This is a genomic window from Leclercia sp. Marseille-Q4284, assembly GCF_916618945.1.
GTDB classification, from domain to species: domain Bacteria; phylum Pseudomonadota; class Gammaproteobacteria; order Enterobacterales; family Enterobacteriaceae; genus Enterobacter; species Enterobacter tamurae.
The window spans coordinates 87716-112525 of sequence record NZ_CAKAKG010000002.1; the positions used below are offsets into that span (position 1 = coordinate 87716).

A 24810-nucleotide genomic window follows, 5' to 3' on the forward strand; every position below is an offset into this window, starting at 1 on the left:
TTTTACCTCTTACGCCAGACGCGGGTTAACTTTTTCTGCATCGATGTTGAATTTGGTAATTGCGTCTGCAACCACTTTCTTATCGATTTCGCCACGTTTAGCCAGTTCGCCCAGTGCTGCTACAACCACGTAAGAAGCATCAACTTCGAAGTGGTGACGCAGGTTTTCGCGGCTGTCAGAACGACCGAAGCCGTCAGTACCCAGAACGCGATAATCATCAGCTGGTACGTAAGTACGAACCTGCTCAGCGAACAGTTTCATATAGTCAGTAGAAGCGACCGCTGGCGCGTCGTTCATCACCTGAGCGATGTACGGAACGCGTGGAGTTTCCAGCGGGTGTAGCATGTTCCAGCGCTCACAATCCTGGCCATCACGTGCCAGTTCGGTGAAGGAGGTCACGCTGTAAACGTCAGAACCTACGCCGTAGTCGTTCGCCAGGATCTGCGCTGCTTCACGAACGTGACGCAGGATAGAGCCGGAGCCCAGCAGCTGAACTTTACCTTTGCTACCTGCAACGGTTTCGAGTTTGTAGATACCTTTACGGATACCTTCCTCGGCACCTTCCGGCATCGCCGGCATGTGGTAGTTTTCGTTCAGAGTGGTGATGTAGTAGTAAATGTTCTCTTGCGCTTCACCGTACATACGGGTCAGGCCATCATGCATGATGACTGCCACTTCGTACGCGTAAGATGGGTCGTAAGAGATACAGTTAGGGATAGTCAGAGACTGAATGTGGCTGTGACCATCTTCGTGCTGCAGACCTTCACCGTTCAGGGTCGTACGACCGGAAGTACCACCTACCAGGAAGCCGCGAGCCTGTTGGTCGCCAGCCTGCCAGCACAGGTCACCGATACGCTGGAAACCGAACATGGAGTAGTAGATGTAGAACGGGATCATCGGCAGGTTGTTGGTGCTGTAAGAGGTCGCAGCAGCCAGCCAGGATGCGCCTGCGCCCAGCTCGTTAATACCTTCCTGCAGAATCTGGCCTTTCTCGTCTTCTTTATAGTATGCAACCTGCTCGCGGTCCTGCGGGGTGTACTGCTGACCGTTCGGGCTGTAGATACCGATCTGACGGAACAGACCTTCCATACCAAAGGTACGCGCTTCGTCAGCGATGATTGGAACCAGACGATCTTTGATCGACTTGTTCTTCAGCATCACGTTCAGGGCACGCACGAAGGCGATAGTGGTGGAGATCTCTTTGTTCTGCTCTTCCAGCAGCTGAGAGAAGTCTTCCAGCGCTGGCAGTTCCAGTTTCTCAGTGAAGTTCACCTGACGGGACGGCAGGTAGCCGTTCAGTTTCTGACGCTGCGCGTGCAGATAGGTGTGCTCTTCAGAACCTTCCGGGAAGGTGATGTAGGAGAGGTTTTCAACCTGCTCGTCGGTCACTGGAACGTTGAAACGGTCGCGGATATAACGCACGCCGTCCATGTTCATTTTCTTCACCTGGTGCGCGATGTTTTTACCTTCGGCAGTATCACCCATGCCATAACCTTTAACGGTATGAGCCAGGATTACAGTTGCTTTGCCTTTGGTGTCCTGCGCTTTTTTCAGTGCAGCGTAGACTTTCTTCGGATCGTGACCACCACGGTTCAGGGCCCAGATCTGATCGTCAGTCCAGTCAGCAACCAGGGCTGCAGTCTCAGGGTATTTACCGAAGAAGTGCTCACGTACGTAGGCACCGTCTTTGGATTTGAAGGTCTGGTAGTCGCCGTCAACGGTTTCCTGCATCAGCTGGAGCAGTTTACCGCTGGTGTCTTTACGCAGCAGCTCATCCCAACGACCGCCCCACATGACTTTAATCACGTTCCAGCCAGCACCTGCGAAGATGCCTTCCAGTTCGTTGATGATCTTGCCGTTACCGGTTACCGGACCATCCAGACGCTGCAGGTTACAGTTGATGATGAAGCACAGGTTGTCCAGCTTCTCACGGGTAGCGATGGTGATCGCACCTTTAGATTCTGGCTCATCCATCTCGCCGTCGCCCAGGAAGGCGTAAACGGTCTGCTGGGAGGTATCTTTCAGACCACGGTGTTCCAGATATTTCAGGAACTTAGCCTGGTAGATCGCACCGATTGGACCCAGACCCATGGATACGGTCGGGAACTGCCAGAATTCTGGCATCAGTTTCGGGTGCGGATAAGAAGAGAGGCCTTTACCGTGAACTTCCTGACGGAAGTTGTTCATCTGCTCTTCAGTCAGACGACCTTCCAGGAACGCACGTGCGTACACGCCCGGAGAGATGTGGCCCTGGAAGTACACCAGGTCGCCGCCGTCTTTCTCGGTGCGCGCGCGGAAGAAGTGGTTGAAGCACACTTCATAAACGGTTGCAGAAGACTGGAAGGAAGCCATGTGGCCGCCCAGCTCCAGATCTTTTTTGGACGCGCGCAGAACGGTCATGATGGCGTTCCAGCGAATTGCAGAACGGATGCGGCGTTCCAGATCCAGATTGCCCGGGTATTCCGGTTCGTCTTCGACGGCAATCGTGTTTACGTAGTTGTTAGCCCCTGCACCTGCAGCTACTTTCACGCCACCTTTGCGGGCTTCAGAAAGCATCTGTTCAATCAGATACTGAGCGCGCTCAACACCTTCTTCACGGATGACCGATTCGATCGCCTGTTGCCAGTCGCGAGTTTCGATCGGATCCACGTCATTTTGGAGACGTTCTGACATGGGGGTATTCCTTATCTATCTAATACGTTGATTTGTCTGGAACCTGTCCCATTGTATTTTCGTCAGAAAACACAATAAGACAGGTTCTGCGTTTAGTTGCCGCGCTCTAAAAAACTGGCGCTTAATCCTTTCGTTGCTGTATGCGGCGCAGTGAACGTTCTCGACGACTCTGTTCACGGCTGCGGTCCAGCAAGATTTCCTCAATAAAAGCCAGGTGACGGTGCGACGCTTCACGCGCCTGCTCCGGCTCCCCGGCCATTATCGCCTCGAATACACGAGTGCGATGGTTGCTGACCAGCGGGAGCATCTCCCGACGGGCATACAACAATTCAAAATTCTGACGAACGTTCTGGGCAAGCATTGGCTCCATGCAGCGTAGCAGATGGAGGAGCACCACGTTGTGGGCTGCTTCAGTGACGGCAATTTGATACTGGACGACGGCGTCGGACTCGGCGTCGAGATCGCCGGACTGTTGGGCCCGTTCAATGGCCTGATGGAGTTCGCGAATGCGTTCACGATCTTCATCGTTGCTGCGCAGCGCCGCGTAGTAAGCCGCGATGCCTTCAAGCGCGTGACGGGTCTCAAGCAGATCGAACTGGGATTCTGGGTGGTCGGAGAGCAGCTCCACTAACGGGTCGCTGAAGCTCTGCCACAGGCTGTTTTGCACAAAGGTTCCGCCACCCTGGCGACGAAGCAGCAGGCCCTTGGCTTCGAGACGTTGGATCGCCTCACGCAGCGAGGGACGGGAAACGTCGAACTGTTTAGCCAGTTCGCGTTCAGGTGGTAGTTTTTCACCGGGGCGCAGGGTCCCCTCCAGGATCAAAAACTCCAGCTGCTGCTCAATCACATCGGATAATTTTGGTTGGCGAATTTTGCTGTAGGCCATATTCCCTGTCTTACGCCTTTTTGCCCGGAGTCAATTGGTCTTACCAATTTCATATTCGTATCGCTAAAGTAACAAAGTATTCACCTTCTGTCCATATTGGTTTTGACCGAAATCAGTAAACCCTGCTTATTTTAACAACCTTACAGAAATAACGTTTCAAAAATGTAACTCTGCACAAATGAAATGATTACTCCTAAAGAGGCAGTTTTAACGTTATCGAAACGATGAAAAGTGCGATCTGAACCGATTTAGCGGAGTAAAAAATGAAAAACTGCCCACTTATGGAGCATTTTTATTCTATAGGTTGATGAAGGGACGCAAACGGAACGATTTACAAATGCTTTCTTTTTATTCGAACTCGCTTTCTCCACGCATAAAGCAGGTGCATTCGCCGTCGCTTAACACTATTCTTCCGATTACGGAAGACACATCCGGTTATTTCAGCCAATTGAACCGTAAACTAATAAATACATGAAATGGAATTTCATAATTACACACGCCTGAGCGTGAACATAACAACCACACACGAGGTTTCATAATGGATGGTCAACAGCACGGCGATCAGCTGAAGCGCGGCCTTAAAAACCGCCATATTCAGCTTATTGCTCTCGGGGGCGCTATCGGTACCGGCCTGTTCCTGGGCAGCGCATCGGTTATTCAGTCTGCCGGTCCGGGTATTATTCTGGGTTACGCCATTGCCGGTTTTATTGCCTTTCTGATTATGCGTCAGCTCGGTGAAATGGTGGTCGAAGAGCCGGTCGCCGGTTCTTTCAGCCATTTTGCCTATAAATACTGGGGCAGCTTTGCCGGCTTCGCCTCTGGCTGGAACTACTGGGTGCTGTATGTGCTGGTGGCGATGGCGGAACTGACCGCAGTCGGTAAATACGTCCAGTTCTGGTGGCCTGAGATCCCGACCTGGGCTTCTGCGGCGGTCTTCTTCGTGGTGATCAACGCCATTAACCTGACCAACGTGAAAGTGTTCGGTGAGATGGAGTTCTGGTTTGCCATTATTAAAGTTATCGCGGTTGTGGCAATGATCCTGTTCGGCGGCTGGCTGCTGTTCAGCGGCAACGGCGGCCCACAGGCAAGCGTAAGTAATCTCTGGGATCAGGGCGGCTTCCTGCCACATGGCATGACCGGGCTGGTGATGATGATGGCGATCATTATGTTCTCCTTCGGTGGTCTGGAGCTGGTGGGTATTACCGCCGCTGAAGCAGACAACCCGGAGCAGAGCATTCCGAAAGCCACCAACCAGGTGATCTACCGCATCCTGATCTTCTATGTGGGCTCGCTGGCCGTACTGCTCTCCCTGCTGCCATGGACCCGCGTTACCGCGGACACCAGCCCGTTCGTGCTGATCTTCCACGAGCTGGGCGACACCTTCGTGGCCAACGCCCTGAACGTAGTGGTACTGACCGCGGCGCTGTCGGTGTACAACAGCTGCGTTTACTGCAACAGCCGTATGCTGTTCGGCCTGGCTCAGCAGGGTAACGCCCCGAAAGCGCTGCTCAATGTCGATAAGCGTGGCGTGCCGGTTAACACCATTATCGTGTCGGCGGTTGTGACGGCACTGTGCGTGCTGATCAACTACCTGGCCCCGGACTCTGCCTTTGGTCTGCTGATGGCGCTGGTGGTCTCCGCCCTGGTGATCAACTGGGCGATGATCAGCCTGGCGCACATGAAGTTCCGTCGTGCGAAACAGCAGCAGGGCGTGAAAACGCGCTTCCCTGCCCTGCTCTACCCGCTGGGTAACTGGGTTTGCCTGATCTTTATGGCAGCGGTACTGGTTATCATGCTGATGACGCCGGGCATGGCGATCTCGGTCTACCTGATCCCGGTCTGGATTGTGATCCTCGGGGTCGGCTATATGTTTAAAGAAAAAAATGCCAAAGCAGTAAAAGCGCATTAATGCCCTTCCCCTCTGCGTCCCCCCGGACGCAGAGGGTTGTTACCTTCCTCACACTTTCCCGTCTACAGCCATTTTATCCATATCACCGACGTTATACTGCAACGCATATTTTGCTTTGGCAGCGAATAATTCTCTCCATACCGAACTCGGAGAATCGTCGATGGATAACAATAAACTTTCAGTAAAAGAAAAGATCGGCTATGGAATGGGGGATGCCGGATGCAACATCATCTTTGGCGCCATCATGCTGTTTGTGAACTATTTTTATACGGATATTTTCGGTCTGGCCCCGGCGCTGGTGGGGGTGCTGCTGCTCTCCGTGCGCGTCATTGATGCCATTACCGACCCGATTATGGGCGCCATTGCCGATCGTACCCGCAGTAAGTATGGGCGATTTCGTCCATGGCTGTTATGGATCGCCTTCCCCTATGCGCTGTTCAGTATCCTCATGTTCACCACCCCGGACTGGACCTACAACAGCAAAGTTATCTATGCCTTTGTTACCTACTTCCTGCTCTCTCTGACCTATACGGCGATCAACATCCCCTACTGCTCGCTGGGTGGCGTGATCACTAACGATCCCAAAGAGCGCGTGGCCTGTCAGTCCTATCGCTTCGTGATGGTCGGTATCGCCACGCTGCTGCTGTCGCTGACGCTGCTGCCGATGGCTGACTGGTTCGGCGGCGAAGACAAAGCCAAAGGCTACCAGATGGCGATGACCGTGCTGGCGCTGATTGGTACCTGCATGTTCCTGTTCAGCTTCTCTACCGTGCGCGAGCGCGTGCGCCCGGCAGTGCAAACCCATGACGAGCTGAAAAACGATCTCAAAGACGTGTGGAAGAACGACCAGTGGGTACGCATTCTGCTCCTGACCCTGTGCAACGTCTGCCCGGGCTTTATCCGCATGGCGGCAACCATGTACTACGTTACCTGGGTTATGGGCCAGAGCACCCACTTCGCCACCCTGTTTATCAGCCTGGGCGTGGTAGGCATGATGCTTGGCAGCGTGCTGGCAAAAGTGCTGACCGACCGCTGGTGTAAGCTGAAGGTCTTCTTCTGGACCAACATCGTGCTGGCGATCTTCTCCACCGCCTTCTACTTCTTCGATCCGAAAGCCACCGTGACCATTGTGGTGCTCTACTTCCTGCTGAACATCCTGCACCAGATCCCGTCGCCGCTGCACTGGTCGCTGATGGCCGACGTGGACGACTATGGCGAATGGAAAACCGGTAAACGCATCACCGGGATCAGCTTCTCCGGCAACATCTTCTTCCTCAAGCTGGGCCTGGCGATTGCCGGGGCGATGGTGGGCTTCCTGCTCTCCTGGTACGGTTATGATGCGGGTGCTAAAGCGCAAAGCGCGGACGCCATTAACGGGATCGTCCTGCTCTTTACCGTCATCCCGGGCGTCGGGTACCTCGTTACCGCTGGCGTGGTCCGTCTGCTGAAAGTCGATCGCGAAACCATGAAGCAGATTCAGGAAGACCTGGAAAAACGCCGGAACAACTATCGCGAGCTGAATGATTTTCAGGAACTCAAAGCCGCTGAGACTAAATAAGGAAAGCCGAATGCAAACCTGGCCAAACCCGTTTATTGAACAACGCGCTGACCCGTACATTCTTCATCATGAAGGGCAATACTACTTTATTGCCTCGGTGCCGGAATATGACCGGCTGGCGATCCGCCGTGCCGACACGCTGGAGGGGCTGCGCAGTGCCGATGAGGTGGTGGTCTGGCGCAAACCGGCCACCGGCCCGATGAGTCAGCTGATCTGGGCCCCGGAACTGCACTGCATTGACGGCAACTGGTACATCTATTTTGCCGCCACGCACACCCAGGCGCTGGATAAACTCGGGATGTTCCAGCACCGGATGTTTGTGCTCGAATGTACCGACAACGATCCCCTGACAGGAGAGTGGACGGAAAAAGGGCAAGTTAAAACGCCCTTCGATACCTTTGCGTTAGACGCCACCACTTTTATTCATCAGGGGAAACGCTGGTATCTCTGGGCGCAAAAAGCCCCGGATATCACCGGTAACTCGAATCTGTATCTGTGCGAGATGGAGAACCCGTGGACCTTAAAAGGCGAGCCGGTGATGCTCAGCAAACCGGAGTATGACTGGGAGTGCCGTGGGTTCTGGGTCAACGAAGGTCCGGCAGTGCTGTTCCACGGCGAGCGGTTGTTTATCAGCTACTCCGCCAGCGCCACGGATGAAAATTACTGCATGGGGCTGCTGTGGATCGACCTCAATGCCGACCCACAGAACCCGGCGAACTGGCATAAATCACCGCAGCCGGTATTCACCACCAGCTACGAGAACCGTCAGTACGGGCCGGGACACAACAGCTTCACCCAAACGCCGGACGGCGAAGACGTGCTGATTTACCATGCACGCAACTACACCGAAATCGAGGGCGATCCGCTCTACGATCCAAACCGCCACACCCGCCTGAAACTTGTTCGCTGGAATGAAAACGGGATGCCTGATTTTGGCATCCCGTCAGCGGATACAGTGTAAGTCCTGCGGCACGCTGGTTTAGATCAGCGTGCCGTAAATGGTCAGCAGCGCCACAATTACCACTACTACAAACGACGTTTTCTTGGCCATTGAGACGGCCGCTTTCGGCGTTTCGATCTTATCGGTGTGCGGCTCGCGGGCCAGCGAGAACTGCGCCAGACGCGTTAACACCAGGTACTGCGAGGTATGACGATCTCCCAGCGAGGCGAACCATGCCGGCAGGGCTTTCTCACCATGCCCAATCAACGCATACACCACCCCGAACAGCCGCACCGGCAGCCAGTCCAGCACGTGCAGAATGGCGTCGATCCCTGACTGCAATCGCTCGTGCGGGGTCAGGTAGCGCGCCAGCCAGCTCTGCCAGGCGCGTAAAAACGCATAGCCCATCATCAGGACCGGGCCCCAAGCGCCGCCCACCACAAACCAGAACAAGGGTGCCAGATAGAAGCGGAAGTTAATCCACAGCAGCGCATTCTGCAGCTCGCGTAAAAACTCGCGCTCATTGCACTCCGGCGGTACGCCGTGGATCAGCGTCAGCTCGCTGGCCATCGCCCCGCGGGCATGGGCATCATTGTTGGTTGCCGCCTTCAGGTAGGCATGGTAGTGCAAACGCACCTTGCCCGCGCCAATGCAGAGGACGCCGAGCAGGATCCACACCACCAGCAGCGGCACATTAAAGAACAGGCCGTACAGCGAACGCAGCAGCAGGAACACTACAAGCATCACCCCCGCCGTCATCAGCAGGGTGCGGATCATGGAAAAATGACGGATGCGACGAAACAGCACTTCCATCCGGTGATCCAGATGCCAGTGCTCGCCCAGCTTGAACAAACGCTCAGCAATCATTACCAGCAGCATGGTAAATAACGTCATGTCATCTCCTTTTCTGACAGGGCGGTAAGCAGGGTGTTGAATCGTTGCCAGTCAAACGCCGGCCCGGGGTCGGTCTTGCGCTGCGGCGCAATATCGCTGTGTCCGGTCACGTTGCGGGCGATAGCCGGGTAGAGGCTGATAAGCGTGCGCGTCACCGCGGCCAGTTGCTGATACTGCGCATCGGTGTAAGGCAGCGTATCCGTGCCTTCCAGCTCGATACCAATAGAAAAATCATTGCAGCGTTCACGCCCCTGATACTGAGAAACGCCTGCATGCCAGGCACGTTTATCAAAGGGAACATACTGGACGATTTCACCGTCACGGCGAATCAGACAATGGGCAGAAACGCGCAGGTGAGCGATCTCCGCGAAAAAGGGGTGAGCATCGGGATCGATTGTCCCGGTGAATAGCGCGTCAATCCACGGACCGCCAAACTCGCCTGGCGGCAGGCTGATGTTATGCACCACCAGCAGCGACGGGATCTCATCCTCCGGGCGGCAATCGTGGTGTGGCGAAGGAACACGCCGTGCCTCTGCCAGCCAGCCATGTTCTGAGTGCATGCAGGATCTCCTTATATATGGTGCTGATTCCCGGTTCAGAGTAGCATGTTTCAATCTTATGATTCGTTACCAATTTGGAGTTTTAACATGCCGCCTCGTCGCTACAACCCCGACCACAGACGTAACGTACTGCTGGAACGTATTAATCTCGATATTCCGGTAAGCGTCGCCAATGCGTTGCGCGAAGATCTGGGTGGAGACGTCAACGCTGACAACGACATTACCGCCCAGTTGCTGGCGGAAGATGCCCGTTCCCATGCGGTGGTGATCACCCGTGAGGATGGTGTGTTCTGTGGTAAACGCTGGGTGGAAGAGGTCTTTATCCAGCTGGCCGGGGACGGCGTTCAGGTGACGTGGCATGTTGAAGATGGCGATAACATTAAAGCTAACCAGCCGCTGTTTGAACTGGAAGGCGCATCGCGCGTCCTGCTGACCGGTGAGCGCACCGCGCTCAACTTTGTCCAGACGCTCTCCGGCGTCGCCAGCGAAGCACGCCGCTATGTCGATCTGCTCGAAGGCACAACGACCCAGTTGCTGGATACCCGCAAAACGCTGCCGGGCCTGCGTACCGCCCTGAAATATGCCGTGCTGTGCGGCGGCGGCGCCAACCACCGTCTGGGGTTATCCGATGCGTTCCTGATTAAAGAGAACCACATTATCGCCTCGGGCTCCGTTCGCCAGGCCGTGGAGAAAGCCTTCTGGCTGCACCCGGATGTGCCGGTGGAAGTGGAAGTGGAGAATCTGCAGGAGCTGGACGATGCGCTGAAAGCCGGGGCTGACATCATCATGCTGGACAACTTTACGACTGAGCAGATGCGCGAGGCCGTCAAACGCACTAACGGCCAGGCCCGCCTTGAGGTCTCTGGCAACGTGACGCACGAAACCTTACGTGAGTTCGCCGAAACCGGCGTCGATTTCATCTCCGTTGGCGCGCTGACCAAACACATTCGCGCCCTCGACCTGTCAATGCGCTTTCGCTAAGTGACACTAAGCCCGGTCAGCACTGGCCGGGCAAACCCGATTTACGACCCGCCTCGCAAACCCGCTGCATTGCTCTGTAACGTCCGCACATCCCGCTGAATCATGCTTCACAAATCGATTTTTGCCCCTCGCCCCCGGTCTGTCCCGCTGCCACAGTAGCGTGCGTCAACTTAAGGAGCGACCCATGGAAAGACAAAAAGGATTTACCCTCATCGAGTTAATGGTGGTCATCGGTATCGTCGCCATTCTCAGCGCGATTGGCATTCCGGCTTACCAGAACTACCTGCGTAAAGCCGCTCTCACCGACATGCTGCAAACCTTTATGCCCTACCGTACCGCCGTCGAACTCTGCGCCCTCGATCATGGCGGAACTGAGCGCTGCGACGCAGGCGTCAACGGCATTCCCTCCCCGGCAACCAGCCGCTATGTCTCCGGGATGAGTATCGCCAAAGGTGCCGTCACCCTTACCGGCCAGGAGAGCCTGAATGGTCTCGAGGTAGTAATGACCCCGCAGTGGGATAATGGCAACGGCATCACCGGCTGGAAGCGACTCTGCACCGTGGGCGAGGACAGCGCGCTGAAGCAGGCCTGCGAAGAGGTGTTCCGCTTTACGGCTGAGCAGGAGAGCGGGCAATGAAGCCTGAACAGTTAACGGCGCTGTGTCGGCGTCATCACGCCCTGCTGCTGACCAGCGACCCGGACAGAATCAATATTGCGGTGGTCGGCAACCCGCCGACCGAACTGCTGGAGGCGTTACGTTTCGCGACGCAGAAAAGAATCGATATTGAATGCTGGACCGCCGAGCGCATGGAAAAGCAGCAGCAAACCACGTCGGAGGCACATCTGCCCGTGGTTAATACCTCGACGCGTTCCGCCACCGACCTTCTTAACCACACCCTGACTCACGCCCTGAGCCAGCGCGCGTCGGATATTCATATCGAGCCCACCGACGAGAGCTGGCAGATCCGCTTGCGCATTGACGGCGTGCTCTATCCGCAGCCGCCGCTCTCAGCCGAACTGGGCACAATGCTAATCGCCCGGCTGAAGGTGCTGGGCAATCTGGACATCGCCGAACGTCGCTTACCCCAGGACGGGCAATTTACCGTCGAGCTTTCGGGATCGCCCGTCTCGTTTCGTATCGCCACGCTCCCCTGTCGCAGCGGCGAAAAAATCGTTCTGCGGCTTCTGCAGCAGGAGCAACAGACGCTGCAGCTCGAACAGTTGGGGATGAACGAGACCCAGCAGCGACTCTTCGCCAGCGCGCTGAACAAATCCCAGGGACTGATTCTGGTGACTGGCCCCACCGGCAGCGGCAAAACCGTCACGCTTTATAGCGCGTTGCAGGCCAGGAACACGCCCGAAGTAAACATCTGCAGCGTGGAAGATCCGGTCGAAATTCCGCTGGCGGGGCTCAATCAGACCCCCATTAACCCGCGGGCGGGGTTAACCTTTCAGAGCGTATTGCGGGCGTTTTTACGCCAGGATCCCGACATCATCATGGTGGGCGAAATTCGCGATGGCGAAACGGCGGAGATCGCCATCAACGCTGCCCAGACCGGCCATCTGGTGCTGTCGACGCTGCATACTAACTCCACTGCAGAGACGCTGGTTCGTCTGCAGCAGATGGGGGTGGCGCGCTGGATGATCTCCTCGGCGTTGACTCTGGTGATCGCCCAGCGGCTGGTGCGCCGGCTATGTCCCCATTGTCGTACTGAGTTGCGTCGGGATGCGCCGCTACCCCAGGCGCTGTGGCCTCGCCCTTTGCCGCACTGGCAGCCCGTGGGCTGCGACCGCTGCTATCACGGCTTTTATGGTCGGGTGGCAATCTTCGAGGTGATGGTCATCACCCGTGAGCTGCGCACCGCCATTGCCAGCGGCGCGCCGGTCGAAGAGATTGAAAAACTGGCCAGGCAGTCGGGCATGATCACGCTGTTTGAGCATGGCTGTATGGCGGTAGAGCAAGGCCACACCACCCTCGGGGAGCTGGTACAGATGCTGGGCGAATCAGATGACAGGTAATCAACTCTGGCGCTGGCGGGCGCTCACCCAGCAGGGGGAGCAGCAGACAGGCGCACTCTGGGCGCCCGACAAACAGACGGCGTGGGATCTCCTCTCAGGCCGGGAGCTGGTTCCCCTTGAGCTCAGGCGCTGCCGGCAACAGACGCGCTGGCAGGCGCAGCACCGCTACGAGATGATCCACCAGTTGGCGACGCTACTGCAGGCGGGCTTAACGCTCTCGGCCGGTCTGGCGCTTCTGGCCCAGCAGCATCCGGCCCGACAGTGGCAGGCCTTACTGCAGAGCGTGGCCGACGATCTTAGCGCCGGATGTGCCTTTTCTGAAGCCATGAAAAAGTGGCCGCACGTCTTCCCTCCCCTCTATGTGTCGATGGTAAAAACCGGGGAGCTGACCGGGAAGCTTGATGAGTGCTGTCGTCAACTGGCCCAGCAGCAAAAAACGCAGCAACAGCTTAGCGCGAAGGTGAAAAAGGCGCTGCGCTATCCGATCATCATTCTCGCCCTGGCCGTCGCCGTAGTAGTGGCGATGGTGACCCTGGTGCTGCCGGAGTTTGCCGCGATCTACAAAACCTTCAATACGCCTCTACCTGCGCTGACCCGGGCCGTAATGGCGCTGGCGACCACGCTTCAGGAGTGGGGGGCCGAACTGGTATTAAGTCTGCTGGCGGCGGCATCTGGCCTGATGTTGGTTCGCCGCAACCGGCGGTGGCAACGTGCTACGCAGCGTCTGCTGCTGAACAGTCCGGTGATTGGCCCGCTGGTGCGCGGGCAAAAGCTCAGCCAGATCTTTACCGTGCTATCGCTCACCCAGCAGGCAGGCATCGCCTTTCTGCAGGGACTGGACAGTACCGAGGAGACGCTGACGTGCCCCTTCTGGCAGGAGACATTACAGGCGGCACGCCAGCGCATCATGCAGGGTGCGCCTATCTGGTCTGCCCTGAATGAAGCAGCGATCTTTACGCCGCTCTGCATTCAGCTCGTGCGCACCGGTGAAGCATCGGGGTCGCTGGATATCATGTTAACTAATCTGGCGCAGCATCATAATGAACAGACTTTTCAGCAGGCTGATAATCTGGCCTCGCTGCTGGAGCCGCTGCTGTTGATTGTGACGGGGTTAATTATCGGCACGCTGGTGGTCGCGATGTACCTGCCGATTTTCCATCTGGGGGATGCGATGAGTGCGGGATAGCGCTGGCGCGAGATGCGCCAGCGAGAGTGCATTACAGGCTGTTGAAAACGCGGTTTTCCTGTTCCTGAACGCGGATAAAGGTGGTGCGCTTGGTCAGCTCTTTCAGGCGGGATGCGCCCACGTAGGTACAGGCTGAACGCAGGCCACCCAGGATATCACGCGCGGTATTCTCAACCGGGCCGCGCAGTGGCAGCTTGACGGTTTTACCTTCTGCCGCACGATACTGAGCAACACCGCCTACGTGACGGTTCATCGCCGATTCAGAGCTCATGCCGTAGAACAGCATGAATTTTTCACCGTTTTCATCAACCACGGTACCGCCGCTCTCTTCGTGGCCTGCCAGCATACCGCCCAGCATGACGAAGTCTGCGCCGCCACCAAAGGCTTTCGCCACGTCACCTGGCGTGGTGCAACCGCCGTCGCTGATGATCTGGCCGCCCAGGCCATGAGCGGCATCAGCACACTCGATCACAGCGGAAAGCTGCGGATAGCCAACACCGGTTTTCACGCGGGTGGTGCAGACGGAACCCGGGCCAATGCCCACTTTCACGATATCTGCCCCGGACAGGATCAGCTCTTCACACATTTCACCGGTAACCACGTTACCCGCAATAATGGTTTTGGTCGGCCAGGCCTGACGCGCTTTGCTGACGAACTGCACGAAATGCTCAGAGTAACCATTGGCGACATCAATGCAGATGAAGTTCAGGTTCGGGTTGGCAATCAGGATCTGTTTCGTTTTTTCGAAATCGGCGTCAGAGGTGCCGGTGGAAACCATCACGTGCTTGAGCACGGTTTCAGATACCGAGCCTGCAAACGCATTCCACTCTTCAACGCTGTAATGCTTATGCACCGCGGTCAGAATGTCGAAGGAGGCCAGTGCTTTTGCCATCGCAAACGTCCCAACCGTATCCATATTGGCGGCGATAACAGGCACGCCAGACCAGGTCTGACCGGAATGCTTAAAGGTGAATTCACGTTCGAGTTCAACGTCGGAGCGACTTTTCAGGGTAGAACGTTTAGGGCGGATAAGAACGTCTTTGAAACCTAACTTCAGATCTTCTTCGATACGCATTTGCGGATTCCTGGGGTACTGGGGTAAATGTCGAAAAACGAAACACACAACTCCAGTGACGCTATCATACGCACTAATACCTATTGCGCAAGACTGCGAAATTCACTTTTTTTACGCTACAATCCTATAAATTTACCTGGTAAAAAGTCCGTAAGCAGAGCTTAACCATTGCCGTTAAAAGATTAAATCTTAAGCAATTGATATCAATAATGAATATTTCCCAGGATTTTAATTAATGGGGTACATCGTTGCATTAACGGGAGGCATTGGCAGTGGCAAAAGCACTGTGGCCGACGCCTTCTCACGTCTGGGTGTCACAATTATTGATGCCGATATCATTGCCCGCCAGGTGGTAGAGCCCGGTACACCTGCATTACACGCTATCGCAGAACATTTCGGCCACGACATGATTGCGCCCGACGGTACCTTAAACCGCCGGATGCTGCGTGAACGCATTTTCTCGCATCCTGCAGAAAAAGCCTGGCTTAATGCCCTGCTTCATCCGCTGATCCAGCAGGAGACGCAGAAGCAGATATCGCAGGCGACCTCCCCTTATGTACTCTGGGTCGTACCGCTTCTGGTGGAAAATAAGCTTCACGACAAAGCTGACCGGGTCCTGGTGGTGGATGTCTCTCCGACAACACAAATTCAGCGCACCATCGCCCGCGATAATGTCGGGCGCGAACATGCTGAACAAATTCTTGCCGCGCAGGCCACGCGTGAAGCGCGCCTTGCCGTCGCGGATGATGTTATTGATAATAACGGCGCACCGGATGCCATCGCATCCGATGTTGCCCGCCTGCATCAGTACTACCTGGCGCAGGCCGTTTTACAGGAAAAAGCCTAATGCACACCCACGTTCTTTTTGAGCATCCCCTCAATGAAAAAATGCGTACCTGGCTGCGCATCGAGTTTTTAATCCAGCAGCTTTCAGGCCTCCTGCCGGTACACGACCACACCTCGGCGCTGCATTTTTTTCGTAACGTAAGCGACCTGTTGGATGTGTTAGAGCGTGGCGAAGTCCGCACTGAATTACTGAAAGAGCTGGAGCGTCAGCAGCGTAAATTGCAGGCCTGGGCCGAAGTCCCGGGCGTGGATAACAGCCGCATTGACAGCCTGCGTCAGCAGCTGAAACACAACAGCACGGTATTGATGGCTGCGCCACGTATCGGCCAGTTTTTGCGGGAAGATCGCCTGGTAGCATTGGTTCGTCAACGTCTGAGCATTCCTGGCGGCTGCTGCAGTTTCGATTTGCCGACCCTGCATATCTGGCTGCATATGCCGCAGGAGCAGCGCGATATCCAGGTCCAAAGCTGGCTCGGCAGCCTTGAGCCGCTGACGCAGGCGCTGTCGCTGATCCTCGATTTGATCCGCAACTCCGCGCCGTTCCGCAAGCAAACCAGCCTGAACGGGTTTTATCAGGATAACGGCGAGGATGCCGATCTGCTGCGCCTGCAGCTGCCCCTTGCCGATCAGCTTTATCCGCAAATTTCAGGTCACAAGAGCCGCTTTGCGATTCGTTTCATGCCGCTCGACAGTGAACATGGTCTGGTGCCGGAACGTCTCGACTTTGAGCTGGCGTGTTGTTAAGGAGTCATGATGTCTGATGTTACTACCGTGAACTGCCCCACCTGTGGGAAGCCCGTTATCTGGGGCGAGCAGAGTCCTTTTCGTCCTTTTTGCTGCAAACGTTGCCAGCTGATCGATCTCGGTGAATGGGCGGCAGAGGAGAAACGTATACCGAGCGAAGGCGATCACTCTGAAAGCGATGACTGGAGCGAAAGCCAGCAGTAACAGTATCAGCCTGCTGGCGCTTCGCTGAGCAGGCTTACTCGATACCCACTAAGCGGGTAATAACAGGCGCATTGGCCGGCGGGAATTTATCGGCATCACTTGCCTGAAGCGTAACCCAATTCCCCGGCTGCCCCTCTTTGCCCCACGGCTCCCCTTCCCAGCTTTCTACCAGCCAGAACCACAGCGTGATATGGCGATCGGGAAACGCATATTCCAGTTTATCGAACAGGGTCGCACCAAGCGGGGTGATCCCCACCTCTTCCTGAAGCTCGCGGATCAGCGCCTGCTCCGGTGTTTCGCCAGCCTCGATCTTCCCGCCGGGAAACTCCCATTTATTCGCCATGTGCGCATCGGCCGCACGCTGGGTAATAAAGATTTGGTTATCGGAATTGCGAATGATCCCGACAGCGATTTGCAGTGTTTTCATTGTCCTGATTCCATAAAAAAGGCGCAGATATCTGCGCCTTTTCAGTTGGTTTAATGCTTAGCTCAGACGGCCATGGCACTGTTTGTACTTTTTACCTGAACCACATGGGCACGGATCGTTACGACCGACCTTACGCTCACCGGCCTGCGCAGCAATGGCGGCAGCGGCGGCTTCTTCGTCGTCCTGATGGCTGAGCTGCTGCATCTGGGCCAGACGTTCAGCCTCTTCGCGACGCTGCTGCTCCATCTCTTCCACTTCTTCCGGCATGCGCACCTGCACCTTACTCAGGGTGCTGATCACTTCGTATTTCAGGGATTCAAGCATCGCGGCAAACATGGCAAAGGATTCGCGCTTGTACTCCTGCTTCGGATCTTTTTGTGCATAGCCGCGCAGATGGATACCCTGACGCAGATAGTCCATCGCCGCCAGGTGCTCTTTCCACAGGGAGTCCAGAGTTTGCAGCATCACGCCTTTCTCGAAGTGACGCATCATCTCAGCGCCGACCACTTCTTCTTTACGCTGATAAACTTCAATGGCATTAGCAAAAATACGCTCGCGCAGGGTCTCTTCGTGCAGCTCCGGCTCTTTATCCAGCCACTCCTGGATAGGCATGTCGAGGTCGAAATCGTTTTTCAGACGCACCTGCAGGCCTTCGATATCCCACATCTCTTCCAGAGATTGCGGAGGAATGTGAGCATCGATGGTGGCTTTAAACACGTCTTCGCGGATGCTGTTGATGGTTTCGCTCACGTCGGACACGTCCAGCAGCTCGTTACGCTGGGTGTAAATCGCGCGACGCTGGTCGTTAGCCACGTCATCATACTCAAGCAGCTGCTTACGAATATCGAAGTTACGGCTTTCCACTTTACGCTGCGCGTTGGCGATGGCTTTGGTCACCCACGGGTGCTCGATCGCTTCGCCCGGCTTCATGCCCAGCTTACGCATCATGCCTGACACACGGTCAGAGGCGAAAATACGCATCAGCGCATCTTCCATCGACAGGTAGAAGCGGGATGAACCGGCATCACCCTGACGGCCTGCACGACCACGCAGCTGGTTGTCGATACGACGGGATTCATGGCGTTCAGTACCGATGATGTGCAGACCGCCCGCGGCCAGTACGGTATCGTGACGAACCTGCCAGTCGGCTTTGATCTGCGCGATCTGTTCCGGGGTTGGATCTTCCAGCGCGGCCACTTCTGCCTGCCAGCTACCGCCCAGCATAATGTCAGTACCACGACCCGCCATGTTGGTAGCGATGGTCACCGCTGACGGATAACCCGCCTGGGCAACGATATCGGCCTCTTTGGCGTGGAACTTGGCGTTCAGAACGTTGTGCTTGATCCCGGCTTTGGTCAGCTCTTCGGAGACTACTTCCGATTTTTCGATGGAAATTGTCCCCACCAGAACTGGCTGGCCCGCGGCGGTACGGTCGCGAATATCTTCGATGATGGCCTGAATTTTTTCCGCTTCGGTCATATAGACCAGATCCGGCATATCTTTACGGATCATCGGACGGTTGGTTGGCACCACCACGGTATCCAGCTTGTAGATAGAGCTGAATTCAAAGGCTTCGGTATCCGCCGTACCGGTCATCCCTGCCAGCTTCTCGTACAGACGGAAGTAGTTCTGGAAGGTGATAGATGCTAGCGTCTGGTTTTCGTTCTGGATATCGACGTTCTCTTTGGCTTCAACCGCCTGGTGCAGACCGTCAGACCAGCGGCGACCCTGCATGGTACGGCCGGTGTGTTCGTCGACGATAATGACTTCGCCATCTTTAACGATGTAGTCCACGTCACGGGTAAAGAGCACGTGCGCACGCAGCGCTGCGGTCACGTGGTGCATCAGCATGATGTTGGTTGGAGAGTAAAGTGACTCACCCTCTTCCATAATGCCTTGCTGCACCAGCAACTCTTCAATCTGGACCAGACCACGTTCGGTCAGGTTTACCTGACGGGATTTTTCGTCCACGGAGAAGTGGCCTTCACCCTGGAAGCTATCGGAGTCCTCTTTTTCCTGACGGATCAGGTGAGGAATGATTTTGTCGACTTTGCGATACATCTCGGAGCTGTCTTCAGCCGGGCCGGAGATGATCAGCGGAGTACGGGCTTCATCGATCAGAATGGAGTCGACCTCATCCACCAGCGCATAGTGCAGTTTACGCTGAACGCGCTCTTCCGGGCTGAACGCCATGTTGTCACGCAGGTAGTCGAAACCGTATTCGTTGTTGGTGCCGTAAGTGATGTCCGCGCCGTAGGCTTCGCGTTTAGCCGGAGCCGGCAGGCCTGACATGTTGATCCCAACGCTCATGCCGAGGAACTCAAACAGTGGGCGGTTGTTTTCGGCGTCACGCTGCGCCAGATAGTCGTTGACGGTAACGACGTGAACGCCTTTACCGGACAGGGCATTCAGGTAAGCAGGCAGGGTCGCGGTCAGGGTTTTACCTTCACCGGTACGCATCTCGGCGATGCAGCGGTCATTGAGGACCATACCGCCCAGTAGCTGCACGTCGAAGTGACGCATGCCAAACACACGCTTACTTGCTTCGCGGACCACGGCAAAGGCTTCCGGGATCAGACTTTCAACGGTTTCGCCTTTTTCAAGGCGGGCACGGAATTCGGCAGTTTTGCCTTTCAGTTCGTCATCGGAGAGTTTTTCCATTGCCGGCTCAAGGCCGTTGATGACGCTGACAGCTTTGCGCATGCGGCGCAAAGTACGATCGTTACGACTACCGAAAACTTTAGTTAGTAATTTGATTAACATAATAAATTCTCAAACGCCCCATCATGGGCAGTTAAATTAAGGTATTGAAAAGGGTTAATTTAGCTGAGGCGTTGAGGTCCGGCGCGGATGCCCTGTACCTGACTAATCCAGGCCGACACGGAGAAAGCGGATGGGGGATAAAATGCGGTAAGGGCCACCTGACGAACAATGACCGGCGGCTCGCTCTGCTGGGTAAGCAGTGAGTTGAGCGTATCCAGCAGCGCCAGATGGTGCGCCTGAACCGGTAACGTCTCTTCAACAGCAGGCAACGCCTGCGGTGCCATGGCGAAAGAAAGATGGCGAATAACGGTGCGGATAGCGTGTTGATGCCAGTAATCTACCGTGTAATTCGGTCGGCGGTTCGCTTCCAGCAGGGCAAGGTTAGTGAAATTAACCCGCGTGTTCAGATCTTGTCGGGAGGTAGCGGTCTTCGCAGGATTAGCCGCTTCGGCATTGCTGCTGAGCGCGGGCAGGCCAAAACTCGCCGCGACCATCCCCAGAAGGAGATGCGGCCAGAAGTAACGTCTGCCAAATTGTCGCCAGCGCGTCAGAATTCCGCTCAATTGCCCCACCACAAGTAAGTAAGCCTTAAGACTCACCGTATGATTTTTATATTTTCGCGCCCAGATATTACCACTAAAGCTACTTCACAGCAGCAGTAATGAGGCACCGCAGAGGTTAAAAATGGTGATGAAATCAGCAAACGCGCCATTGACTACGGCAATTCAGAAAGGACAAAAACAAAAACGACTGGTCTTGCTGGCCGGAGAGAGTGCCAGGTCAACCAGTCGAATTTAGATAACGGGATCTACCGTTACGCCAGAACCGTGCTCGGTGCTTTGAATGCCAGCGGCAGTTCAGCTTCGTCTTCGAAGGTCACATATTCCCAGGCTTCCTGTTTTGCCAGAACAGCCTGCAACAGTTTGTTGTTCAGCGCGTGACCGGATTTATACGCGGTAAACGCACCAATGATATTGTGACCACACATGAACAGGTCCCCAATCGCATCCAGCATTTTGTGACGAACGAATTCATCTTCAAAACGCAGGCCGTCTTCGTTCAGTACGCGATAATCGTCAACAACGATGGCACAATCGAAGCTACCGCCCAGGCACAGGCCGCGGGACTGCAGATATTCGATATCACGCATGAAACCGAAAGTACGTGCACGACTGATCTGACGCATAAACGCATCAGCAGAGAAGTTCATCGCATAGCGCTGGGTGCTGGAATCAATCGCCGGATGGTTGAAGTCGATGGTGAAGTCCAACGAAAAACCATTAAACGGCTTGAATTCAGCCCATTTGTCGCCATCCTGGACACGAACGGTCTCTTTGATACGCACAAATTTCTTCGCACTGTTCAGTTCTTCAATGCCAGCGTCCAGCAACAGATAAACGAACGGTGCAGCGCTGCCATCCATGATCGGGATTTCCGGCGCATCGACTTCGATAACGATGTTGTCGATACCCAGACCCGCCAGGGCGGCATTCAGGTGCTCTACGGTAGAGATCCGCACGTCATGCTCGTTCACCAGGCAAGTACAGAGCATAGTATCACGCACAGATTTGGCATCAGCCGGGAAATCTACCGGTGGATTCAAGTCGGTGCGACGATAGATGACCCCGGTATTGGCCGGCGCAGGGCGCAACGTCAGTGTGACTTTCTTGCCGGTATGTAAACCGACACCAGTCGCCTGAACGATACGTTTTAATGTCCTTTGTTTGATCATCGTATAATCTCGCCAAGTTACTTATCCAACCGAGAGTGTATATCACTATCGGGCGGCCAGTTTAGCACAAAGAGCGTAAATTCCCTAATTCCAGCTAATTCTTAATCAGCTTGCTTACGCAGGAACGCTGGGATATCCAGATAATCCGGCTCTTTCTGGGTCTGGGTTGTATTGTCATTGACCACTTTCGCGGCCGGTTTCTGCTCTTGCGTCAGCGGTGCCATGCCGTGCGGCTGGTAGCGATCCATCACTGGCTGCTGAGCAGTTTTGTTAGTTACCAGGGTGATCTCAGGACGTTTGTCCATGCCGATACCGGTAGCAACAACCGTTACGCGCAGCTCATCGTTCATTTCCGGATCAAGGGAAGTACCGATTACTACGGTGGCGTTGTCAGAGGCGAACGCACGGATGGTGTTACCCACGGTTTCGAACTCATCCAGACGCAGGTCGAAGCCCGCGGTGATGTTGACCAGCACGCCACGCGCGCCAGAGAGATCGATATCCTCCAGCAGTGGAGAAGAGATCGCCATTTCAGCGGCTTCTTCTGCACGGTCTTCACCTTTCGCCACGCCGGAGCCCATCATCGCGTAGCCCATTTCGGACATCACGGTGCGCACGTCAGCAAAGTCGACGTTCATCAGACCCGGACGGGTGATCAGCTCGGCGATACCCTGGACTGCGCCCTTCAGCACATCGTTTGCTGCGCCAAAGGCGTCCAGCAGAGAGATGCCACGGCCCAGCACTTTCAGCAGCTTGTCGTTCGGGATAGTGATCAGCGAGTCCACATGTTTGGACAGCTCGGTGATACCCTGCTCGGCGAACGCCATACGCTTCTTGCCTTCAAAGTTGAAAGGCTTGGTCACGACAGCAACCGTCAGGATACCTAAATCTTTAGCAACTTCAGCAACCACTGGCGCAGCACCGGTTCCGGTACCACCGCCCATACCTGCGGCGATAAACACCATGTCTGCACCATCAAGCGCAGCACGCAGTGCCTCACGGTCTTCTTCTGCAGCATTGCGGCCGACTTCCGGGTTTGCCCCAGCGCCCAGCCCTTTGGTGATGCCGCCACCGATTTGGATCGTCTGGCCAACCGCCGTCTTACGCAGTGCCTGCGCATCGGTGTTCACCGCGAAGAACTCTACACCTTCGATGCGCTCGCGCACCATGTGCTCTACAGCATTACCGCCGCCGCCACCGACGCCGATGACTTTAATCACCGCGTCGTTGGTCAGTTCCATAGGTTCAAACATAGTTTCTCTCCGTTTTGTGCCTGTCGCCCGAAACCGTTAATTCTCGCCGGTCTCTTACTAAAATTAAAATTCTTTTCGCAGCCAGGTGTTGATTCGTTTAAACCACGAACCTACCGACACGCGTTTTTCTACTTCTGCTTCACCACTGAGATGCGTTTCTTTCCCGTAATGAAGCAAGCCCACTGCCGTTGAATAATACGGCTCCTGAGCATAATCCGTCAGACCGGTGATGTTCAGCGGTGCGCCGATGCGCACCTGCGTATGGAACACTCGCTGAGCACAGGCCGCAAGACCTTCAATTTGCGCCGCGCCGCCGGTTAATACAATCCCCGCCGCAAGATGGTGTTTGACACCCTGCTGGCGAAGCTGTTCCTGTAACTGCAAAATCTCTTCGTTGACCAGGTTGAGCAGCTCGGTATAACGCGGCTCAATGACCTCGGCTAACGTCTGGCGCTGCAGGCTGCGCGGTGGACGTCCACCGACGCTTGGCACTTCAACGCTCTCATCTTTGCCCACAATGGAGCCCAGTGCACAACCGTGGCGCACTTTAATCGCCTCTGCATCGCTCGGTGGCGTGCCAAAGGCGTAGGCGATATCGCTGGTCACCACGTTCCCCGCATACGGGATAACTTTGGTGTGGCGCAGCGCACCACCGGTATAGACGGCCATGTCCATCGTACCACCACCGATATCCACTACACAGACGCCCAGTTCACGTTCGTCTTCGGTCAGCACAGAATAACTTGCCGCCAGACCGGCGAAAATCAGTTGGTCAACTTTAAGACCACAACGTTCAACGGCTTTGACAATGTTCTTCGCCATATCGTTGTGACATGTGATCAAGTGCACTTTTGCCTGCATACGTACGCCGGAAAGGCCTACCGGATTTTTAATCCCTTCCTGGTAGTCGATCGCATACTCCTGCGGGATCACATGCAGAACGCGATGCTCGTCGCGAACGCGCACAGACTTGGCAGTATGCACGACGTTTTCGACGTCTTCCTGCGAGACTTCTTCTTCTGAGATCGGCACCATGCCAATCTCGTTCTGGCAGCTAATATGCTTGCCAGAGAGCGCCAGATACACGGAGGAAATCTGGCAATCTGCCATCAATTCGGCCTGATCGATGGCGCGCTGAACGCATTTCACCACCGACTCGAGGTCGTTTACCCCACCTTTATCCATACCACGAGACGGGCAGCTACCCACACCAATGATATTGACCATACCGTCGGGCAGAACTTCCCCTACTAAAGCGGCAACCTTCGCAGTGCCAATCTCCAGTCCTACTACCAGTTTTCTGTCCGTCGCCTTGATCATTGTTATTCTGCCTGTACCTGAGCCTGATTCTGTTGCTGATTAGGTTCCTCAACCGGCGCCGGGATCCACCCGACCGATGCGCCTGAGTCATAGCGCAAATCAACGTAGCTAATCCTTTTGCCTTCAGCCTGCCCCTGCTGCTGCAGAACGGGATACAGTTCTACAAAACGGGCCAGACGCTTCATCGTGTCACCCCGGCCAAGATTCAGCTTAATGTCGTTCGTCAGCGTCAACTGCCAGGAACGACGCGCCGTCATGGCGGCTTGTTTCAGGGTAAAACGATCTTTAGCCAGCACTTGCCCCATGTTACGGAAACCTTCAAGCACTTCATTTTCGCTGCCTTCCGGACCATATAACATGGGTAAATTTTGCTTGCTGACACGATCGGCCGGGACGCTGAAAGAAATTCCATCTACGTCAACCATATGCTGATCATTCCAACGCGCAATGGGTACATATTCAACCAGATGAATCTTCAATTCATCTGGCCACTGCTTTCTGACGCTCGCCTGTTTAATCCATGGCAAGCGTTCAATCTGGCTCTGGATAATATTCACGTCCTGCGTCATGAAGGTGCCGGGCGATCCTAATGCCAGAATCGACTGCCGGATATCATCATTACGCGTATAGTGACGGTCACCCGTCACCACCAGTTTCGACAGAGGCAGACGTTGTGCATCTTCCATCCAGCCGAGCACCATCCAGCCGCTGACAAACACCGTACACAGCACGGCGAGCAGGAAGGTGATCCCTGCAAGACGCGTTCCATTACTCCGACGCGAAGAAGAATACTCTTCTTCTTCGTCACGGTTTCGCGTGTTCAGCGCAGCCTGAGACATA

At 55.3% G+C, this 24810-nt stretch carries 22 protein-coding genes; 10 read left to right on the forward strand and 12 right to left on the reverse strand.

Annotation, left to right across the window (positions count from 1 at the left end):
• Positions 1-9: 9 nt before the first annotated feature.
• On the reverse strand, positions 10-2673 hold the full coding sequence (aceE, locus tag LG383_RS15190) for a pyruvate dehydrogenase (acetyl-transferring), homodimeric type (RefSeq protein WP_225759570.1): 2664 nt from the start codon (positions 2671-2673) through the stop codon (positions 10-12).
• A gap of 121 nt (positions 2674-2794) precedes the next feature.
• Positions 2795-3559: a pyruvate dehydrogenase complex transcriptional repressor PdhR gene (gene pdhR / locus LG383_RS15195; RefSeq protein ID WP_103947083.1), complete on the reverse strand. Its 765-nt coding sequence runs from the start codon at positions 3557-3559 to the stop codon at positions 2795-2797.
• 538 nt (positions 3560-4097) lie between these two features.
• Here pdhR and aroP point away from each other — a divergent pair.
• From aroP to LG383_RS15210, 3 genes are all read left to right on the forward strand, one after another.
• The gene (gene aroP, locus LG383_RS15200; protein ID WP_146145526.1) at positions 4098-5468 is read left to right on the forward strand and encodes an aromatic amino acid transporter AroP; all 1371 of its coding nucleotides are present in this window, start codon (positions 4098-4100) and stop codon (positions 5466-5468) included.
• Between the two features lie 160 nt (positions 5469-5628).
• Entirely contained in the window at positions 5629-7026 is a 1398-nt protein-coding gene (locus tag LG383_RS15205; RefSeq protein WP_106994258.1) for a glycoside-pentoside-hexuronide (GPH):cation symporter, read from the forward strand.
• Between the two features lie 10 nt (positions 7027-7036).
• Positions 7037-7987, forward strand: coding sequence for a family 43 glycosylhydrolase (locus tag LG383_RS15210; protein WP_225759571.1), 951 nt, complete (start codon positions 7037-7039; stop codon positions 7985-7987).
• Between the two features lie 18 nt (positions 7988-8005).
• Here LG383_RS15210 and ampE read toward each other — a convergent pair whose 3' ends face one another.
• Together ampE and ampD are read right to left on the reverse strand one after the other, a co-directional pair.
• Entirely contained in the window at positions 8006-8860 is an 855-nt protein-coding gene (ampE, locus tag LG383_RS15215) for a beta-lactamase regulator AmpE (RefSeq protein ID WP_106994256.1), read from the reverse strand.
• Positions 8857-9420 (reverse strand): 1,6-anhydro-N-acetylmuramyl-L-alanine amidase AmpD, encoded by a 564-nt coding sequence (ampD, locus tag LG383_RS15220; RefSeq protein ID WP_106994255.1) that lies wholly within the window; start codon positions 9418-9420, stop codon positions 8857-8859. The genes ampE and ampD overlap by 4 nt, the downstream gene beginning before the upstream one ends.
• Positions 9421-9507: 87 nt before the next feature.
• Here ampD and nadC point away from each other — a divergent pair, with 87 nt between their 5' ends.
• The 4 genes from nadC (at position 9508) to hofC (ending at position 13606) form a co-directional block, all read left to right on the forward strand.
• Positions 9508-10401, forward strand: coding sequence for a carboxylating nicotinate-nucleotide diphosphorylase (nadC, locus tag LG383_RS15225; protein ID WP_106994254.1), 894 nt, complete (start codon positions 9508-9510; stop codon positions 10399-10401).
• Positions 10402-10585: 184 nt separating this feature from the next.
• Positions 10586-11038: a prepilin peptidase-dependent pilin gene (ppdD, locus tag LG383_RS15230; RefSeq protein WP_106994253.1), complete on the forward strand. Its 453-nt coding sequence runs from the start codon at positions 10586-10588 to the stop codon at positions 11036-11038.
• Positions 11035-12420 carry a type II secretion system protein GspE gene (gene gspE / locus LG383_RS15235; RefSeq protein WP_225759572.1) on the forward strand — a complete coding sequence of 462 codons (1386 nt, stop codon included), beginning with the start codon at positions 11035-11037 and terminating at the stop codon, positions 12418-12420. Before ppdD ends, gspE begins: the two co-directional genes overlap by 4 nt.
• The gene (hofC, locus tag LG383_RS15240; RefSeq protein WP_225759573.1) at positions 12410-13606 is read left to right on the forward strand and encodes a protein transport protein HofC; all 1197 of its coding nucleotides are present in this window, start codon (positions 12410-12412) and stop codon (positions 13604-13606) included. The genes gspE and hofC overlap by 11 nt, the downstream gene beginning before the upstream one ends.
• A gap of 31 nt (positions 13607-13637) precedes the next feature.
• Here the strand turns inward: hofC and LG383_RS15245 are convergent, their stop codons facing one another.
• Positions 13638-14681 carry a GMP reductase gene (locus LG383_RS15245; protein ID WP_106994250.1) on the reverse strand — a complete coding sequence of 348 codons (1044 nt, stop codon included), beginning with the start codon at positions 14679-14681 and terminating at the stop codon, positions 13638-13640.
• Positions 14682-14916: 235 nt separating this feature from the next.
• Between LG383_RS15245 and coaE the strand changes: the two genes are divergently transcribed.
• The 3 genes from coaE to yacG are packed head-to-tail and all read left to right on the forward strand — an operon-like array spanning position 14917 to position 16475.
• Positions 14917-15528, forward strand: coding sequence for a dephospho-CoA kinase (gene coaE, locus LG383_RS15250; protein WP_106994249.1), 612 nt, complete (start codon positions 14917-14919; stop codon positions 15526-15528).
• Positions 15528-16271 carry a cell division protein ZapD gene (zapD, locus tag LG383_RS15255; RefSeq protein ID WP_106994248.1) on the forward strand — a complete coding sequence of 248 codons (744 nt, stop codon included), beginning with the start codon at positions 15528-15530 and terminating at the stop codon, positions 16269-16271. The genes coaE and zapD overlap by 1 nt, the downstream gene beginning before the upstream one ends.
• A gap of 9 nt (positions 16272-16280) precedes the next feature.
• Positions 16281-16475 (forward strand): DNA gyrase inhibitor YacG, encoded by a 195-nt coding sequence (gene yacG / locus LG383_RS15260; RefSeq protein ID WP_106994247.1) that lies wholly within the window; start codon positions 16281-16283, stop codon positions 16473-16475.
• 34 nt (positions 16476-16509) lie between these two features.
• Here yacG and mutT read toward each other — a convergent pair whose 3' ends face one another.
• The 7 genes from mutT to ftsQ form a co-directional block, all read right to left on the reverse strand.
• Positions 16510-16902 carry an 8-oxo-dGTP diphosphatase MutT gene (gene mutT / locus LG383_RS15265; protein ID WP_225759574.1) on the reverse strand — a complete coding sequence of 131 codons (393 nt, stop codon included), beginning with the start codon at positions 16900-16902 and terminating at the stop codon, positions 16510-16512.
• Positions 16903-16959: 57 nt separating this feature from the next.
• Positions 16960-19665, reverse strand: a complete 2706-nt coding sequence (gene secA, locus LG383_RS15270; RefSeq protein ID WP_225759575.1) for a preprotein translocase subunit SecA — start codon at positions 19663-19665, stop codon at positions 16960-16962.
• Between the two features lie 59 nt (positions 19666-19724).
• Positions 19725-20228, reverse strand: a complete 504-nt coding sequence (gene secM / locus LG383_RS15275; protein WP_166181602.1) for a secA translation cis-regulator SecM — start codon at positions 20226-20228, stop codon at positions 19725-19727.
• A gap of 251 nt (positions 20229-20479) precedes the next feature.
• A complete protein-coding gene (lpxC, locus tag LG383_RS15280; RefSeq protein ID WP_039030368.1) occupies positions 20480-21397 on the reverse strand; it encodes a UDP-3-O-acyl-N-acetylglucosamine deacetylase in 918 nt (305 codons plus the stop codon).
• Positions 21398-21498: 101 nt separating this feature from the next.
• Positions 21499-22650 (reverse strand): cell division protein FtsZ, encoded by a 1152-nt coding sequence (gene ftsZ, locus LG383_RS15285; protein WP_032616544.1) that lies wholly within the window; start codon positions 22648-22650, stop codon positions 21499-21501.
• Between the two features lie 63 nt (positions 22651-22713).
• Positions 22714-23970, reverse strand: coding sequence for a cell division protein FtsA (gene ftsA, locus LG383_RS15290; RefSeq protein WP_106994244.1), 1257 nt, complete (start codon positions 23968-23970; stop codon positions 22714-22716).
• A 2-nt stretch (positions 23971-23972) separates the two neighbouring features.
• The gene (gene ftsQ, locus LG383_RS15295; RefSeq protein ID WP_106994243.1) at positions 23973-24809 is read right to left on the reverse strand and encodes a cell division protein FtsQ; all 837 of its coding nucleotides are present in this window, start codon (positions 24807-24809) and stop codon (positions 23973-23975) included.
• Position 24810 lies beyond the last annotated feature (1 nt).

Excerpts from the sequence above, each read along its gene's own strand:
- aceE (WP_225759570.1), bottom strand. The coding sequence starts at position 2,673 with ATGTCAGAACGTCTCCAAAATGACGTGGATCCGATCGAAACTCGCGAC.
- pdhR (WP_103947083.1), bottom strand. The coding sequence starts at position 3,559 with ATGGCCTACAGCAAAATTCGCCAACCAAAATTATCCGATGTGATTGAG.
- aroP (WP_146145526.1), top strand. The coding sequence starts at position 4,098 with ATGGATGGTCAACAGCACGGCGATCAGCTGAAGCGCGGCCTTAAAAAC.
- LG383_RS15205 (WP_106994258.1), top strand. The coding sequence starts at position 5,629 with ATGGATAACAATAAACTTTCAGTAAAAGAAAAGATCGGCTATGGAATG.
- LG383_RS15210 (WP_225759571.1), top strand. The coding sequence starts at position 7,037 with ATGCAAACCTGGCCAAACCCGTTTATTGAACAACGCGCTGACCCGTAC.
- ampE (WP_106994256.1), bottom strand. The coding sequence starts at position 8,860 with ATGACGTTATTTACCATGCTGCTGGTAATGATTGCTGAGCGTTTGTTC.
- ampD (WP_106994255.1), bottom strand. The coding sequence starts at position 9,420 with ATGCACTCAGAACATGGCTGGCTGGCAGAGGCACGGCGTGTTCCTTCG.
- nadC (WP_106994254.1), top strand. The coding sequence starts at position 9,508 with ATGCCGCCTCGTCGCTACAACCCCGACCACAGACGTAACGTACTGCTG.
- ppdD (WP_106994253.1), top strand. The coding sequence starts at position 10,586 with ATGGAAAGACAAAAAGGATTTACCCTCATCGAGTTAATGGTGGTCATC.
- gspE (WP_225759572.1), top strand. The coding sequence starts at position 11,035 with ATGAAGCCTGAACAGTTAACGGCGCTGTGTCGGCGTCATCACGCCCTG.
- hofC (WP_225759573.1), top strand. The coding sequence starts at position 12,410 with ATGACAGGTAATCAACTCTGGCGCTGGCGGGCGCTCACCCAGCAGGGG.
- LG383_RS15245 (WP_106994250.1), bottom strand. The coding sequence starts at position 14,681 with ATGCGTATCGAAGAAGATCTGAAGTTAGGTTTCAAAGACGTTCTTATC.
- coaE (WP_106994249.1), top strand. The coding sequence starts at position 14,917 with ATGGGGTACATCGTTGCATTAACGGGAGGCATTGGCAGTGGCAAAAGC.
- zapD (WP_106994248.1), top strand. The coding sequence starts at position 15,528 with ATGCACACCCACGTTCTTTTTGAGCATCCCCTCAATGAAAAAATGCGT.
- yacG (WP_106994247.1), top strand. The coding sequence starts at position 16,281 with ATGTCTGATGTTACTACCGTGAACTGCCCCACCTGTGGGAAGCCCGTT.
- mutT (WP_225759574.1), bottom strand. The coding sequence starts at position 16,902 with ATGAAAACACTGCAAATCGCTGTCGGGATCATTCGCAATTCCGATAAC.
- secA (WP_225759575.1), bottom strand. The coding sequence starts at position 19,665 with ATGTTAATCAAATTACTAACTAAAGTTTTCGGTAGTCGTAACGATCGT.
- lpxC (WP_039030368.1), bottom strand. The coding sequence starts at position 21,397 with ATGATCAAACAAAGGACATTAAAACGTATCGTTCAGGCGACTGGTGTC.
- ftsZ (WP_032616544.1), bottom strand. The coding sequence starts at position 22,650 with ATGTTTGAACCTATGGAACTGACCAACGACGCGGTGATTAAAGTCATC.
- ftsA (WP_106994244.1), bottom strand. The coding sequence starts at position 23,970 with ATGATCAAGGCGACGGACAGAAAACTGGTAGTAGGACTGGAGATTGGC.
- ftsQ (WP_106994243.1), bottom strand. The coding sequence starts at position 24,809 with ATGTCTCAGGCTGCGCTGAACACGCGAAACCGTGACGAAGAAGAAGAG.